Source organism: Nonomuraea deserti (assembly GCF_004348685.1).
Taxonomy (GTDB): Bacteria; Actinomycetota; Actinomycetes; order Streptosporangiales; family Streptosporangiaceae; genus Nonomuraea; species Nonomuraea deserti.
In genome coordinates, this window is sequence record NZ_SMKO01000004.1 from 98,563 (window position 1) to 114,073 (window position 15,511).

Annotated in this window: 13 protein-coding genes and 1 pseudogene; 7 read left to right on the forward strand and 7 right to left on the reverse strand. The window is 72.2% G+C overall.

Annotated features, from left to right (window positions below):
* The first annotated feature begins 12 nt into the window (after positions 1 to 12).
* Positions 13 to 4,884 (forward strand): DUF4132 domain-containing protein, encoded by a 4,872-nt coding sequence (locus E1292_RS03095; protein ID WP_132591748.1) that lies wholly within the window; start codon positions 13 to 15, stop codon positions 4,882 to 4,884.
* 185 nt (positions 4,885 to 5,069) lie between these two features.
* Positions 5,070 to 5,312, forward strand: a pseudogene (locus tag E1292_RS55645) (TetR-like C-terminal domain-containing protein); the annotation flags it as partial.
* Between the two features lie 378 nt (positions 5,313 to 5,690).
* On the opposite strand, the gene E1292_RS53410 reads toward E1292_RS55645, so the two are convergent.
* Positions 5,691 to 5,936 carry a Clp protease/crotonase-like domain-containing protein gene (locus E1292_RS53410; RefSeq protein WP_246089888.1) on the reverse strand — a complete coding sequence of 82 codons (246 nt, stop codon included), beginning with the start codon at positions 5,934 to 5,936 and terminating at the stop codon, positions 5,691 to 5,693.
* 61 nt (positions 5,937 to 5,997) lie between these two features.
* On the reverse strand, positions 5,998 to 6,534 hold the full coding sequence (locus E1292_RS03105; RefSeq protein ID WP_132591752.1) for an RDD family protein: 537 nt from the start codon (positions 6,532 to 6,534) through the stop codon (positions 5,998 to 6,000).
* A 99-nt stretch (positions 6,535 to 6,633) separates the two neighbouring features.
* On the opposite strand from E1292_RS03105, the gene E1292_RS56310 reads away from it, so the two are divergent.
* Complete coding sequence (locus E1292_RS56310; protein ID WP_500690519.1) at positions 6,634 to 6,867, forward strand: hypothetical protein; 234 nt, start codon at positions 6,634 to 6,636, stop codon at positions 6,865 to 6,867.
* Positions 6,868 to 6,979: 112 nt separating this feature from the next.
* On the opposite strand, the gene E1292_RS03110 is transcribed toward E1292_RS56310, so the two are convergent.
* Both E1292_RS03110 and E1292_RS03115 read right to left on the reverse strand, forming a co-directional pair.
* Positions 6,980 to 7,618 carry a response regulator transcription factor gene (locus E1292_RS03110; protein ID WP_132591754.1) on the reverse strand — a complete coding sequence of 213 codons (639 nt, stop codon included), beginning with the start codon at positions 7,616 to 7,618 and terminating at the stop codon, positions 6,980 to 6,982.
* A complete protein-coding gene (locus E1292_RS03115; protein WP_165974340.1) occupies positions 7,615 to 8,820 on the reverse strand; it encodes a sensor histidine kinase in 1,206 nt (401 codons plus the stop codon). The genes E1292_RS03110 and E1292_RS03115 overlap by 4 nt, the downstream gene beginning before the upstream one ends.
* Before the next feature lie 210 nt (positions 8,821 to 9,030).
* Here E1292_RS03115 and E1292_RS03120 point away from each other — a divergent pair, with 210 nt between their 5' ends.
* Together E1292_RS03120 and E1292_RS54775 are read left to right on the forward strand one after the other, a co-directional pair.
* Positions 9,031 to 9,657: a hypothetical protein gene (locus tag E1292_RS03120; protein ID WP_132591758.1), complete on the forward strand. Its 627-nt coding sequence runs from the start codon at positions 9,031 to 9,033 to the stop codon at positions 9,655 to 9,657.
* Positions 9,626 to 9,778 (forward strand): cytochrome P450, encoded by a 153-nt coding sequence (locus E1292_RS54775; protein WP_281284000.1) that lies wholly within the window; start codon positions 9,626 to 9,628, stop codon positions 9,776 to 9,778. Before E1292_RS03120 ends, E1292_RS54775 begins: the two co-directional genes overlap by 32 nt.
* Before the next feature lie 199 nt (positions 9,779 to 9,977).
* Here E1292_RS54775 and E1292_RS03130 read toward each other — a convergent pair whose 3' ends face one another.
* Complete coding sequence (locus E1292_RS03130; protein ID WP_132591760.1) at positions 9,978 to 10,976, reverse strand: ArsR/SmtB family transcription factor; 999 nt, start codon at positions 10,974 to 10,976, stop codon at positions 9,978 to 9,980.
* Positions 10,977 to 11,035: 59 nt separating this feature from the next.
* On the opposite strand from E1292_RS03130, the gene E1292_RS03135 reads away from it, so the two are divergent.
* Together E1292_RS03135 and E1292_RS03140 are read left to right on the forward strand one after the other, a co-directional pair.
* Positions 11,036 to 12,244 carry an MFS transporter gene (locus E1292_RS03135; protein WP_132591762.1) on the forward strand — a complete coding sequence of 403 codons (1,209 nt, stop codon included), beginning with the start codon at positions 11,036 to 11,038 and terminating at the stop codon, positions 12,242 to 12,244.
* A gap of 331 nt (positions 12,245 to 12,575) precedes the next feature.
* Positions 12,576 to 13,496: an aminoglycoside phosphotransferase family protein gene (locus tag E1292_RS03140; protein WP_132591764.1), complete on the forward strand. Its 921-nt coding sequence runs from the start codon at positions 12,576 to 12,578 to the stop codon at positions 13,494 to 13,496.
* On the opposite strand, the gene E1292_RS03145 is transcribed toward E1292_RS03140, so the two are convergent.
* Both E1292_RS03145 and E1292_RS03150 read right to left on the reverse strand, forming a co-directional pair.
* Positions 13,479 to 13,967, reverse strand: a complete 489-nt coding sequence (locus tag E1292_RS03145; RefSeq protein WP_132591766.1) for a S1 RNA-binding domain-containing protein — start codon at positions 13,965 to 13,967, stop codon at positions 13,479 to 13,481. The two genes, E1292_RS03140 and E1292_RS03145, sit on opposite strands and share 18 nt — an antisense overlap.
* A gap of 162 nt (positions 13,968 to 14,129) precedes the next feature.
* Complete coding sequence (locus E1292_RS03150; RefSeq protein WP_132591768.1) at positions 14,130 to 15,503, reverse strand: FAD-dependent monooxygenase; 1,374 nt, start codon at positions 15,501 to 15,503, stop codon at positions 14,130 to 14,132.
* Positions 15,504 to 15,511 lie beyond the last annotated feature (8 nt).

A 15,511-nucleotide genomic window follows, 5' to 3' on the forward strand; every position in this document is an offset into this window, starting at 1 on the left:
AATGTCCTAGGGATGATCAAGAATGGCACCATGGGATGGATCGGGATCGCGACGGGCCACGAGCTCACCGTCGAGGGGACGCGGCGGCCGGTGCTCGCCTGCCGGACGGCCGCGGGCAGCGTGCTGGCCAAGGTGCCCGCCAACGTCAGGAAGGATCCGATCGCGGTACGGCTCGCCGCCCTCCGCGACCGGCTCGGCGAGCGCGCGCGGGCGGTGCACGACCAGGTCGAGTCCTGGATGGTGCGGTCGCTGCCCGTCCCGGCCGCGGTGTTCGCGGCCGTGTGGGACGACCCGGTGTGGCGCGAGACGCTCACCGACCTGGTCATCGCCCCGATCGTCGACGGCGCGCCCGACCTCGGCCGCTGCGCGCTCCTGCGCGAGGGCGCGTGGACGGCCGCGGACGCCTTCGCGATCCCGCACCCGCTGCTGCTCGGCGACGAGCTGCCCATCTGGCGGGCACGGCACCTCACGCAGGTCGTCGAGCAGGTACGCCGCGAGGTGTGGACACGTCCCGCGAGCATGGACCGTACGTTCGGCGTGGTCGACACCTTCAGCTACCTGGACGCCCGCTACGAGAGCGGCGCCGCCTTCGAGCGCCGCGTGCACGAGCTGGGCGGGCGCATCAGAGGCGACAGGGCGCGGTTCACCGTGCACGCGCCCGAGCCGCTCGGCATCGAGATCGACCTTGACTGGAGCGGGCCGATGAGCCCGGCCTACATGGCGTGGCTGAGCTTCACCGCGGGCGGCCGGGAGATCGGCGACATCGCCTGGTCCGAGGGCGTCCGCATTCTCATGGCTCTGCACGCGGACCGCACCGTGGACGAGACGGAGCCGGTGATGGAGGCCGCCGAGGCGTACTCCCACTACTGCGACGCCCACCAGGGCGAGCCCGGCACCGTGGCGCCCTCCGGCATCACCGGGCCGACGCGCGAGGTGTTGCTGCGCGCCGGGGCGGTGCTGCCGGGCCCGCCCGCCGGCTCCGGCGAGGACACGTGCGTCGCCGTCCGCTACGAGCACTCCGTCCTGGACGAGCCGGTCGTCGAGCTCGTCCGGCGCGCGGCCGTCGACGGCGACAAGGCCGAGAAGTCGCTCTACGACCTGGACCCGGTGGCGGAGACCCGCGTCGGCGCCATGCACGCGGGACCGCTCGGCTTCCTCGCGTCCGCCCTGCGCCAATATCCGGCGCACCGCGCCCGCATCCTCGCCGCGCACACCGACCTGCGGGCCGCCCGCGGCCTGGCAGCCCGCAAGCCCGGCCTCGCGCGCACCGCGCTCACCCGTACCGGCGACGACCTGGAGACGCACGCGCCCGAGCTGCTGCCGCCGTTCTACGAGGAGTGCGCGCGGATCATGGCCGCCGCGGGCAGCGCCCGCTTCGCCGCCGCCTTCTTCGAGAAGGCCCGCGCCGCCGAGGACGCGCACGCGCTGCCGGTCGACGAGGCCGCGCTCGTCGCGGCGCACCTCGCCGCAGGACCGGACGCCGCCGGGCCGGCCACGCTCAAGAAGCACGGCAAGCGGCTCGCCGCCCGCCACCCCGCCCCCGGCGCGTACCGCTGGCACCGCGCCCTGCTCACCGAGTGGTGCGAGGAAGTCCCGGACGGCGCGGACGGCGCGCTGGCCCTGGCCGACGGCTGGGCGGCGCTGGCGAAGGCCGCCGGGCACGCGCTCGGCGGACCCGAGGACGAACGCGCCGTACGGGCCCTGCTGGCCAGCGGCTGCATGGAGTCGGCACCGCAGGCCCTGTGGAAGTTCGTCCTTCCGTTGCTCGGCCCGATGGCACGGGCGGACGCGGGCATCGGCCGCGCGCTCCTCGGCATCCTGCCGCTGCCCGCCAAGGACACCTCCAAGGCGAAGAGCGCGGCAGTGTCGCTCCTGCTCGGCAACCTCGCGGGCGCGGGCCTGACCGCCCCGTTCACCACGTCTCCCGGGCTGGCGGGGGCGGCGGCGAAGGGCTGGCTCGGCCGTTTCCTGAAGCGGTACGCGGGGCTCGCACTCCCCGTCGCCGGTCTCGGCGACCTCCTGCACGACGCCGGTACGCGGCTGCGCGCGGAGGGCCTCACCTGCGACGACCACGAGGCGGTCCTGGGAGCGGACGAGGACGAGGTCAACCGCTGGGAGGAGACCGCCGCCGACCTCCCGCTCCTCGACCTCCTCCTGGACCGCGGCGTCCCGCTCGCGCGGCCCCGGCTGCTGCACACGTTCAAGCTGTACGACCGGCTCGCCTCCGGAGCGGGCACCGACCTGGCCGCCGTCGCCGCCGACCCGGACTGGGCTCCGCTGCTGCGCGCCGCGATCGTGGGCAACGTGACCAACCAGCTCAACGTCACCGAGCCCGCCGTCCCGAAGCAGACCGCCCCCGAGACCGTACGGGCCCTGACCGCGACACCGGGAACGGCGCGGATCGTCGCCGCCATCCTGGCCGAGCATGCCGAGCGGGTCCCCCGTCAAGGGCTTCCGGACGCGCACGCCGCCCTGTGCGACGCCGGACGGTTCACCATCGCCGGGGTCCCCGGCCCCCTCCTGGACAGCGTCCGGGCGATCGCGACCGGGACCGACCCGGCCCGCGCCCTCGCCGCCACGCTGAGCGGCGGCGTCCTCGACGAGCTGGAGTTGCCCGCCTTCGTCCCCGGCCACGTCGACACCATCACCAACTACCTGGAAGAGAGTGGCGCCGACCTGCTCCTGATCGAGTCCGGCCGGCTCTGGGAGCACCAGTTCCGCGCCAGCGTCGTCACACCGGATCGAGTCGGTCCGCCCCACGGCTTCGGCACGTACGAGTACGTCTCCAGCAGGTCCCACGAGCGGACCGAGGCGCGCGACCTCTACGACCGCTGCCTGATCGCCGTGAACGGCCGGGTGACCGTACTGGACCACGGCGGCCCGCACTGCCCGCACGGGGGCGCGCACCCGGCCGCCCGCCGCGTCGTACCGGCCGACGGCGAACGGGTCGCCTTCCCCGGTGGCGCCGAGGCCACCGTGTGGCGCGGCCGGGGGCGGATCATCGAGCTGCGGGACCCGGCCGGGCGAACCATCGGCCGCTACGTCCGCGGCTGGGGCAGGGTGCCCGAGCACCACGGCGCCGAGAACATCAGCACGGTCGAACACCACCGCTACGCGTCCGGGACCCGCCTGGTCGCGCCGCCCGGCTGGTGGTCGGCGATGCGGCCGCGCGACCCCGAGGGCTCCGCGGCGCTGCGCGCCGTCGACGAGAAGAAGGCGCAGGCCCTGATCGACGTCGCGGACGCCGCGCTCGGCGCCCGCCTCATGCGGGCGCTGGACCCCGAGTACGACTACCTGAAGAAGGACGCCGCCCGCGACGAGCTGGCGGGACGGCTCCGCCCGCTGCTGCCGGAGATCACCGACGAGTCGCTCCGGAAGGGCGTCACGTTCCTGGTGTGGACGGCCGTCGAATGCCGCGAACGCGCATTCGCCCTGCTGGAACGCCTGGCGCTGACCCCGCCGCCGCACCTGTGCCCGGCGCCCGCGTCCGCGGCTCCCGCCGTCCCGTCCGGGAAGGCCCCCGTGCCGGACGATCCGGGGCCCGAGAACGTGTACGAGAGGATCGTCCACTTCACCCGCGCCGCCGTCGATGTGCCGTACGACAAGAAGATCGCGCTGTTCGACGCCTCCGCCGTCAAGGGGGTCGAGAACACGCTGGGCCGGCTCGGCGCCGCCGTCATGGAGGCCGCGTGGGGCGGCGGGCGCGCGCGACTTCCGGAACTGGCCGCCGTCCCCGCGCTTCTCCGCACCGACGGCACCTGGCACGTCGCCCGGCTGCGCCCGGAGTACGAACTCGGGCAGATCCACTCGGGCCGCGGCCCCATCGCGGCCGCCGCCGTCGCCGACCACGAGCAGGTGGGGCACGGCTCCGCGGTCACGGCGCTCCTCCACACCCCGGACGGCCCCGACCCGCTCCTGTTCACCCGCAACCGCGTCGTCGAGCTGCGGACCTGCCGCGGCTGGGGCGACCCGGAGCGGCTCCGGCGCGCGCTCGACCTGCTCGCCGAGAACGGCCCGCCGCCCGTGGACCGGGAGGCGACCGTACAGGCGTTCTCCGAGGCCACCGGCCTGTCACCGGCCCAGTGCCTGATCCTGCTGTCCACCTCGGCCCGCACGCTCTCCTGGCCGGACGGCTGGGCGCGGGGCCGCGTCGCCGCCTTCGGCAAGAACGACGCCGCCCGCGCCCGGGAACTCCACCTGACCGAGGCCGAACTGCGCGTCGCCGCGCTCTCCCTGGAGGCGCTCACCACCACCGGCGAGGCCGTCGAAGTCGTCGAACTGCTCATGCCCGACGACCCCGCAGACCTCTGGCGTACGGGCCCCGACCTGGACCGGGCGGTCGCGTACTGGACGGAACGCCACCCGAGGCTCACCCCGCTCGCCACCAAGGAGTGGGTCACCCTCGCCTCCGGCGCCGAGGACGCTCTGGAGGCGCTGATCGCCCTGCTCGGGGAGCGTCCGTCCGTACCGCCGCTGGGTCACATCGCCCGCGCTGCGAGGCTCCTGGCCGACCGCCTGCCCGAGGACCACCCCGCCCGGACGACCGCCGCCGCCCGCCTGCGTGACCTGCACGAACACGTCACCGTCCCGGACACGACGCTGCCCATCGCCGCCGGGGTCACCTCGGTCGCCGCCCTGGAACGGGCCGCCGGAGCGACCGCGGCCCACCTCCCGGAGAGCGGGCTCGCCATCGGCGAAGCCCTCACCCTGGAGCCCGCCGGAGACGGCTACCGCGTCCACCTCCGCCCGTCCCGCTGGTCCGACCTGGACGCGCTGGCCCCGGCCCTCCGCCGCGGCGGCGCCACCGACGCCGCCCTGGTCATGGAGGACCTGCGCTTCCTCCGCTCGTCCGAGCCGCTGGAGGCAGCGGCCCGGCTGGAGTGACGTTCCCGGAGGTGGTGCGGATGGTGGCAGGCGGTCCGGTGCTCCGGGGCCCGGTGTAATCCGGCCGCGGCGGGCTTTCGGCGGCGGCCCGCTTGCAAGATCGCCTGTTCGAGAGCGGCACCGCGCCGCCGGGTCGTCTTGGTCGCCTGCACACCGCCACCGCTGGTCCGACTCACTGACTTGCGCTGCTCAACCGCGCCAACGACCGGATGACGTCCCCGGTGGGGAAGGTCGTGCGCGAACTGTTGTCCAGTGTGCGGAACGAGCCGGAGCTGCTGCACGAGATCCGCGAGCAGGTCACGCGAGCCGGGGTCTCGCCGTGGCCGACCATCCTGAGCCGGGCTGCGGCGCGAGGCGAGATCGGCACCGAGGCGTTGACGCCGCGCGTGGCCACCGTCGCCGTTGACCTGCTGCGCAACGAATATGCGCTCAACGGGGCGAACTCCGTCCTTCCCAACGTCCTCGTCGAATCATCGACCAGGTGTTCCTCCCCCTCGTGCACGACAACCGCTGACGCGACACAACCCGGCGCGGATCAGGCCGACGGCCTGTCGGCGGAGGGCTTCCCATGGCGACGCAACACCATCCACAACGTCCGCGCCAAGCTCAGAGCCTGGCCGGCCACGGCGTCCTCGTGGAGAACGGACCGGGGGAAAACCGTCCAGCTCGAAGAAGGCACGTCCGTGGAAACCAGCGGAGGTGCAGCTCGCATCCGGCCTTCCCGCTCCGTCGGGGTGAAGCGAGCGAACATCTCCGTACGGCTCTGGAGAGCTGCCTGGACGGGCCCTCTGAGGACTGCCGCGGGGTTACCTGCCGTGGAAGGTGGGCGTCCGGCCGTCGCGTGCGGCGGTGAGCGCCTCGACCATGTCCTCACTCGTGAACGTCAGCAACTCGTGGGCGAGGCCCTGCTCGATCGCCCCGGCCATCGCGTCTTTGAGCAGCCGGTTGACGGCCATCTTGGTGTAGCGCACGGCGAGCGGCGCGCCGGCGGCCAGGCGCCGGGCGAACGCGGTCGCCGCGGGCAGCACCTCGCAGACCGGCCGCTCACTCACCGCTTACGACCACCGATCCCGACCCCATGGAACCAATCATCTGGTCGGCCATCACTCGCCCTCAACTGTCGGCTGCGCGACTACCGGTGACCACGCGAGTACCCGCCACGAGGTCGTGCAGCGCCGCCCGATCGCCGCGCGACAGCACCAGCGCCACAGTGACACCGACCAGTCCATAGCAGAGCACCAGCGAGGGCACCACGACCGCAGAGTCGCCCTTTCCTGTCCACAAGCGCAGCACGGCAAGGTGAGCGAGCTCCCACGGCAGCAGTTTCACGGCGTTACGGGCCATCACCCGGACGAGCCCCGCCCGGCCGCCGCCGGCGGCGGTGAGGATCAGCCCCGCGCGCCGCTTTCCCCACGTAGCCTGCGCCGTGCCGGCCTCGGTCACCAGCAGATAGACCCACACGGGCAACACGGTGAGCCCAGTGATCGCCAGGTCGGCCACGATCAGAGGCGCGCCCGCCAACCAGCCCAGCGGTCGCAACCCCAGCAGATACGACCCGGCCAGCAGCGCCAGCCAGCCAACGATCAGCAGGTAGTCCCATCCCAACGCGGCCACGCGGCGCCTGCCGGAAGCCGCCTCGACTGCCATCATCCCAACCTCCCGTTACCGCCCTGCACCTGCAACGCTTCCTACGCGTACGGGACCTCGGGCGTCGTGGCCCGGCTGCGGATCCCCTGGGCGCTGTACATCCTGCCCTGGCACGGCCTGTGCTCGGTCGTCACACCGGTACTCCTGACTCGCCTGCTGTTCCCCCGGCCGTGCTCGGAGCCGCTGGTGGCCTCTTTGGTTGCGATGCGGCTTCCCCGGGTCCCGCAGGTCCTGGCGGGCGTGGATCGTCCAGGGGCACGATGCCTGCCGTTCGCGACGGGAGCCGGGCTCCACGCTATCCGGTTCGTGGAACCGGGATGCTGGTCTCCGTCGTGAAGGCTCCGTGGCCGCCCGTGGTGCTCCGCACCTCGGCGGGGGCGGTGGCCCGCCTCCGGGCGACGACCCGGGCCGCCGCGGCGGGGCCGACCGGCGCAGTCGCCCGGAGTGATCAGCCGCGCAGGTAGCTGAGGACCGCCAGGACCCTTCGGTGACTGATCTCGTCGGCGGGCAGGTCCAGCTTGGTGAAGATGCTGCCGATGTGCTTGGAGACGGTCACCTCGGAGATGACGAGTTCCCTGCCGATGGCGGCGTTGGACCGGCCCTCCGCCATCAGGGCCAGCACCTCGAGCTCGCGGGCGCTGAGCCGCAGCATCGGGTCGTCCCGGCGATTGAGCAGCCGCCGCACCACGTCCGGGTCAATCACCGTTGCGCCGCCACCCACCTCCCGCATGGTCGCCACGAACTGGGCGCCGTCGGCCACCCGGTCCTTGAGCAGGTAGCCGGTGCCGGCATCGCCGCTGCGCAGCAGCTCGGAAAGTGCGGCGCTGTCGACGTATTGGCTGAGGACCAGCACCGGCAGCGAAGGGCGATCGCGGCGCAGCGCGATCGCGGCCCGCAGACCGTCGTCGGTGTGGTCGGGAGGCATGCGTACGTCGGTGACGACGATGTCAGGCCGAAAGACCGCGGTCGCGGTGCGGAGCTCACCGGCGGTGGCCGCAGTGGCCACCACCTGATGGTCGAAGTGAGTAAGGAGATTGACCAGGCTTTCTCGTAGCAGGCCGGAGTCCTCGGCCAGCACGACTCTCATGCCGTCGCCGTCTGCGGCAGGCAGGGGATCTCGGCGCGCAGGATGGTCGGCCCGCCGCCGGGGCTGGTGAACTTCACTTGGCCGCCCACCGCGGCCACCCGGTCTGCCATGCCCTGAACGCCTCCGTCCGTCCGCGAGTCAAGGCCGCCCCTGCCGCTGTCGCCCACTTCCAAGATCAGCATGTCACGTACGATCCAGCCACTGACCCAGCAGTCGCTGGCTTCGGCGTGTTTGGCGACGTTCGCCAGAGCCTCGCTCACCATGAAATACGCGGTGCTCTCCACGCTGGGCACAAGCCTGCCCGGTACGTTAATCTTCACCCGGATCCTCATGGGATGGGCTCTTGCCAGCTCGGAGACGGCTTCGGGGAGGCCGCGCTCGGTCAGCACACGCGGATGGATGCCGCGGACGAGCTCGCGCAGCTCTTCCAGCGTCGTGATGGTCTCTCGATGGGCGCGGGACAGCAGGCTGCGCAGCTCGGGCTCTTCCACGTTCATCCGCGCCATGTCCAGCATCACGCCGAGCGCGACGAGCCGCTGCTGGGTGCCGTCGTGCAGATCACGCTCGATGCGTCGCCGTTCGGCGTCGAACGCGTCGAGCAGCCGCCCGCTGGAGCCGACCGTCTCCATGTCGGGGACCTCGTATGGGGGAGCCGCGAGCAGCGCCTGGACGATCGAGACGCGCATGCTCGCGACCGCGACGGCCAGATAGGCCGCGGCGACCAGTCCGAGCCCAGCAAATCCCGCCACCAGGAGCGAGTCCGCCGGCGTTGCCAGGTGGGAGCCGAGGACGTCCACCGGGCCGGACACCAGGTGGACAACTGGCGCGGCGAGGCAGGCGAGACAGACGAGCGGGACGGCCGCGACGACGTAGTCGAGCAACCACAGTCCGGTGATCAGCGCCATGGTGTAGCCGAACTCGCGCCAGGAGGCGTTCTCGCGGAGCCTGGTGCCCGCCCAGGCCACGGGTCCCGTTCGGCGCAGGATCCTGTGCGGGCTGGGGTGTGCCGGCAAACCGAGCAACCGCAGCCGCCGGCGTTCGATGGCGCCGACCGGGATCCCCGCCAGTCCGGCCGCCGTCAACGGGACGAACCCGATGACAAGAGGCGCCAGTGTCGCACCCACCAGGACGAATATCAGCACCACCGCCATGGTGCAGCCGCCGAGCAGGGCGCCGGTCGTCGCGTACGCCCAGGCGCGCAAGGGCGCGGAGGAGACCAGGAGCCTGGACGGACGAGACCTTAGCGCCTCTCGCGGGTGCATGCTCTCCACACCGCCGGAGCTTAGAACCTTTTTCCGCTGGTGCCATGACAGCCACCTATACCAAGAAATGTCGTACCTGCCGTGATTCGCCCACCTGCCGGTCACCTGTGTGCTGGAGACATCGTCGTCTACCGCAACGGAGGGCACCTCGTGAAGCCGGTTCGCGCCACACCAAGACGATCGCTCACCTGGCCGATGAAGCCCACCGGGCGCAGGGTGTGGCTGGTGCTGCACGTGAGCCTTTCGGTGGGCTGGCTTGGCGGCAGCTACGCCATGCTTGTCATGGGCGCCGTGGCGCTGAGCCGCACGGGAAAGCCGCTGCGGCCCGCGGCCTACGACCTGCTGCACATCAGCGACACAGCGATCATGATTCCCGGGAGCCTAGGGGCCCTGGTCACTGGGTTGGTGCTGGCGCTGTACACCAAGTGGCGCGTCCTGCGCCACTGGTGGGTCGTCACCAAACTGGTGCTCACCGTCCTGGCGATGATCTTCGGGTATGCGTACACCGCCCAGGGAGTGAAGGCCGCGCTCGCGGCGACCCTGGCCGACCCGGGGGCCGACATCGGCCCTTTGGAGCCCGGCTTGCTCGTGGGGTCGGTCGTGATGCTGGTCGTCCTGTTCCTCGCTACGGTGTTGTCCGTCGTCAAGCCGTGGGGACGCACCCGAGGGGGTCGCGGCTCCAGGAGCCGATCCCGGGCTATGACGCGGTTACAAGATCAGCAGACCGCCATGAGGGACACGCGCCCTGGGTCGGCAGGGCGCGCAGGAGTACCCTGATCATGGCGAGGGTGAGCGCGGGGCCCGCCACCACATCGCCTTCGGCTTCGGCCCGCACCAGTGCCTCGGCCAGAACCTCGCCAGGATGGAGCTTGCGTCGGCTCCGGCCAATGCGTCCTGACCGAATCCTCGACCGGAGGGCGACGGTAGCTGAGACCTTCGTTTCCCGGTTATCTGGCAAACGTAGCCGATCGGCCCGAGGACGGAGAGCGGGCGAGCACCCCGCATCGCCGGCGATCTCGGCACCTGTGCTCTCGGTGTTTCGCATCAGCACTCATGGGGCGGGTGGGATCCAGCCCGCCCGCCACCGGTGGCCGCGCTCAGTCGCGGGCCAGGCTCTCGCCCAGCGGGGTGCGCTCGTAGTGCACGGATCGGCCGGTCCGCGTCCGCGTGACCAGGCCGGATTCGCGCAGCACGGCCAGGTGGCCGCCGACCGCGCCCAGACTGAGACCCAGCTGGCGGACCAACTGCGTGGTCGTCGCCGGCGCCGCGAGCGCCCGCAGCACCTGCGCGCGGTGCGGACCGACCAGCCGCGCCAGCGCCGCCGCACCACCCTGCGGGGGCGGCGGCCCGAGCAGGTCCGCGACGCCACGCGCCGGATACACCAGGGCGTACGGCCAGGGCGGCTCGACGTAGCTGATGAGGGTGCCGAAGACGGTCGGCATCAGCAGCAGTCCCTTGCCGCCCAGCCGGTGCCGTTCCCACGCGTTCCGGGGGCCGGTGCGTACCTCGATCACACCGTCGGCTCCCTCGGAGCGCCAGCCCACCCGCGGATCCAGGTCGGACAGCGCCGCGGCCCAGCCGTACATGGCGAGGTGCCCGGCGCGGAGCACCAGGTCGCGCTCCAGCACCGTACGCAGCCGCGGCCAGTCGGGCTCGACCAGCGCGTGCCAGGTCGCCTCGATCGCGTCCGAAAGCCGGGTGAGCACGTCCGGGGCGGCCAGAATCCGCTGGACGTGGCGCGGCGGCGTGCGCAGCCCGACCAGGTTGCGGGCGATCTCCGCGCGAACCTGGCGGGGCGGGGTCGCCCGCACCGCGGCGAGTTCGACGGCGAAGTCGCCGCCCGGGCCAGAAGGCGGAGGATGGATGAAGTCGGCGTTGTAGCCGCCGCGGCGGAACAGCGTTGTCAGCGCCCCGACCGCCGGCGTCTCGCGGAGCAGCCGCGCGTACCGCGGCGCGATGCGCTCCACCCAGGGCCGCAGGGGCCCGGCCGGCTGCTTGCCCGCCGCGACCCGCAGCGCGTTCATCGCCTCACCCAGCGGCGAGATCGCGTAGCGGGTGTGCGCCACGTCGACCGGCCCTACCTTGATGGCAAGCATCTTTCGCCTCCACACGAAAGCTTAACGCCTCCGCCTGCAGCGCCCCGAGACTGGCCCGCATGACGACACTCCAGGCCGCACCGGCGACGGCCACCTACCGCGAGGTGTTCGCGGTACGCCAGTTCCGCGTGCTGTTCACCGGCTACACGCTCTTCCTCGGCGGCGAGACGGTGAAGATGCTCGCGCTCTCGGTGACCGTCTACGCGGGCACCGGCTCGCCCCTGCTGGCCGCGCTGGCCTACGTCGCCGGCTTCCTGCCCTACGCCCTCGGCGGCACGCTGCTGCTGGCGTACGCCGACCGGTGGCCGCCGCGGGCCGTGATGGTCGGCTACGACCTGGTCCGCGCCGCGGTCGCCGCCGTGCTCGCCGCCGGGCTGCTGTCCCCCACCGCGATGCTGATGCTGGTGTTCGTCACCGGCATCCCCAGCGCGGTCGCCTCCGCGGCGCGCAGCGCGCTGCTGCCCGAACTGCTCGACGGCGACCGGTACGTGCTCGGCCGGGCCGTGTTCTCCATGGCCGCCGGCGGCACGCAGGTGCTCGGCTTCGCCGTGGGCGGGATACTGATCGCGGCGCTCGGCCCGTACGGCGCGCTCTGGATCACCGTGGCGAGCTGCCTGCTGTCCGCCGCGCTGCTGCGCCTGCGGCTGGCCGAGCGGCCGGGCCGCGGCACGGCCGCAGGGTACGCGGTACGCGAGACCTGGCGCGTCAATCGCGAACTGCTGCGCCGGCCGGCGGTCCGTTCGCTGCTGCTGGCCCAGTGGCTGCCGCCCGCGCTCGTGGTCGGCGCCGAGGGCGTGCTCGTCCCGTACGCCGTCCAGATCGGCGTGCCGGACGCGGCCGGGCTGCTGTTCACCGCGGTGGCGCTCGGCATGCTCACCGGCGACCTCGTGATCGGCCGGCTGGTCACCCCGGAACGAAGGGAACGGCTGGCCGGGCCGCTGGCGCTGCTGCTCGGCGCGCCGCTGCTCGGGTTCGTGCTCTCGCCCGGGCCGGTCGCCGCGGCGCTGCTGCTCGCCGTGTCCGGGTCCGGGGTCGCGTACCAGCTGGGGCTGGCCCGGCGCTTCCTCAAGGCGGTGCCGGAGGCGAACCGAGGCCAGGCCTTCGGGCTGGCGCTGACAGGGACCATGACGTTGCAGGGGCTGTTCGCGGCCGGCGGCGGGGCGTTGGGCGAGGTGTCAGCGCCCGGCCTGGTCGTCGGCGCGGCGGGCGCGGCGTCCCTGCTGGCCGTATGGGGTCTCTGGCGCGTGCTCGCGCCGCCGAGGGCGTAGCAGCATGGGGAGAGGAACGTCCAATGGATCCTTCACGGCTCGAATCCCGGAGCTCCGACGACGCGCTCCCGGCCTGGCTACCCGGGAAGGTCAGGCTTGGTCCCGGTCCAGCCCGAGTCCACGATCGACCAGGAGTTCAGCATCCTGCCGGGGACCTGCCACTTCTCGCTGTCCGGGCCCGGTTCGAGCTGAATGTCGCGGCTGCCCAGCAGCATCCCGGTGGCTGGTCGAAGAGCACCTGCCGCTGGATCGTTCCGCGGCCGTCGGCGCTGTCCGATGGTTTCGGGCGGTCCAGGGTCTTCGCCCCGCGATCGTCCGGCAGAATGGCGGGATGCCTCGACCAGTCCCCGCCGACCTGCTGGAGATCGCTGAGGCACTTGTCCCCGACGCGCCTCTTGGCTCCACACGCCTCGCCGAGTCAGGAAATATGCACCACGTCGTGCTGTTCCCCTGCGTCGCCGCGGTGCGTATCAGCAGGCGCCCCAGTGCCGCCGCCGAGTTGCCGCGCCGGGTCGAGATCCTTCGAGCCGTTGCGGCGGCCGGCCTGCCTTTCGCCGTGCCGGAGCCGCTGACTGCGGTGACCACGTTCGGGGAACGCGCGGCCGTCGCGGTTTCGTGGATCGACGGCGAGTCGTTACCCGAAGGCATCGGGGACCCGGCGGCGTTCGGCCTGCTCTTGGAGGCACTGCGCGAGGTTGACATCTCGCCGGAGCTCCAGGCCGTTCTCCACACGCCGCGCCGGTACGCCGATGGCTTGGGATGGGCCGACATTCTGAGCGACGAGATCATTCCGTGCCTGCCGGCGCAGTGGCGTGACGGAGTGCGGCAGCGGCTGGACACGATGCTGGCGCTCGAGGAGGTCCCGGCCAGGCTCGTCCACGGCGACCTCGGCGCCGGCAACGTCCACTTCGGCCAGGACGGCAAGCTGACCGGCGTCCTCGACTGGGACATGGCGATCCTGTCCGACCCCGCGATCGACGGGGCACTCGTCGCGACCTGGCACGGCTGGGACGTCCTGCGCGCGGCCACCGACGAGGAAACCTACCGGCGCGCCTGGGCCTGGAACGACGCGGTCGGGGTCGGGCACCTCCACGCGGTGTTCGCCGGCAAACCCCTGTCGCACGTCGACGGCTTCGTCCGTTCCGTCGTCGCCTGGTTGGAGGAGCGCGGGCTCGAACCCGAGCCCGTGCCGAAGCCTGACCCGCCGCGAGCCTCTACGCCCGCTCAGGCGAGCTCAAGCCGGATCCGGTGACGCCCCAGGATCGGCAATCCGAACCGACAGCTCCTGGCCCTCGGCCGGCAGCCGTCCATCGGCGAACTCCGAGACCTGGACCAGTCCCTCGACCCCATCCGCCACCTCGACGAAAGCACCGAACGGGATCACCTTCGTCACCGGCGCCCTCAGCACCTCGCCCAGACGCGTCCGAGCCACCTCGACCAGAGGATCCTCCTGCAGCGCCTTCAATGACAACGACATGCGCTCACCCTCGAGATCCACGTCCAAGACCATGACCACGATCTCCTGACCGGCCTGCACGACCTCGGACGGATCATCGAACCGCCGCCAGGACAGCTCGGTCATGTTCACCATGCCGTCAACGCCGCCGAGATCCACGAACACGCCGAACTGCCTGATCAAGCTCACCACGCCCGTGCAGACCTGCCCCCTCCCAAAGGAACGCAAGATCTCGACGAGTTCGCCGGAGCCACCACCATCAACCATCGTGGCACGACCCTACGAGCCGACCGTAACCCACAGCAAGATCCAGAAGTGGTGCCCGAACTCATCCCGAGGGGCAGGAGCCACGCATACCGTATGCCAACGACATCTCCGACATGCTCGCCGTCGGCGGCCCTCCGCGGCCACCTGTCCAGGGGCGGCGCGCTAGCCGTACGAACGGCTCACGAAACCGTCAGGGCGGACCAGCACCGTCCCGTACGGCCAGCCGTCCACGACGTGCACCGGAACGTCGGCCTCCACGCCGGGATCGGCCGTGAGCACGCACCACCGCGATCCGACGAGATCCAGCGTGGACACCCCGTCGGCCACCCACATGTGCGGCAGGCGGGATCCCGGCGACCCGTCGAGGTCGAGGGCGACGTCCTCGGTGGAGGGGAGCTCCGCGCCGCCGTACCGGTAGCCCATGTGCACCACCGGCGCGTTGATCGCCCCCGCTGCCTTGCGCGCTTCCGCCATGTCCTTCCCCCAGTGCAGGGACGGATCGTTGAACCGCAGGCGCGCCTGCTCCATCGTCATGAGGGCCACCGGATGGCGCTCCGCGTGGTAGGTCTCCAGCAGCTCGGGCCCTGCCTCACCGCGCAGCACGTACGCGAGCTTCCATGCCAGGTTGTGCGCGTCGGCGATCCCGGTGTTCAGGCCGAACGCGCCCAGCGGGGGTATGGCGTGCGCCGCGTCGCCCACCAGGAAGACCCGCCCGACGGAGAGCCGGTCGGCCACCTGGCCGCGCCCCCGGAACGTCAGCACGCTGCGGATCTCCACCTCGATCGACGGATCGCCGAGCGCGGTGCGGATGAGCTCCGGAGTCGGCTCCGTGTCGAGGGGGGTGAGGAAGACCCACTCGCGTTCGCCGTCGACGGTCACCAGCAGGCCGGTGGCGTCCGGATGCTCGATGTCGCACATGGCGAACGGCTTGCGCGGACGCAGCTCCGCGCCGAACAGGACGCTCGTCGTCTCCTGACCGATCGCACCGGGACCGGTGAGGCCGATGCCGAGGATCTGCCGGACCAGGCTGCGCACGCCGTCGGCCGCCACCAGATAGCGCGCCCGCACGACACGCCCGTCGGACAGGGTCGCCGTGACGCCGTCGGCGTCCTGCTCGAACGAGTCGAGCGCCACGCCGAACTCCACGTCCCCCGCCTTGGTGATCAGCACGCGGTCGAACCGGTTCTGTGCGCAGGTGCCGCGGATGCGGGCCGGTGTGTAGGTGAGCTCGGCCGCGCCTCTCGTCTTCCACGCCACGCCTTCGGTGAAGTCGGCCTCGGCGAGGGTGCGCCCCCTGATCTTCCCCGCGCGCAGGTCGACCGCGGCCTCGTTGACCGCTTCTTCCAGGCCGACCTCGCGCAGGATCTCCACCGACCGCAGCCCGATGCCGTTGGCCCTGGGGTGGTGCGACAGTTCCGGCTTCTCCTCGACGACGAGGGGCTTGACGCCGTGGTGGCGCAGCAGCACCGCGAGCATCAGCCCGACGGATCCGCCGCCGGCGATCAGAACATCCGTGGATACAGTGTGCCCTTGCATGGGAACAC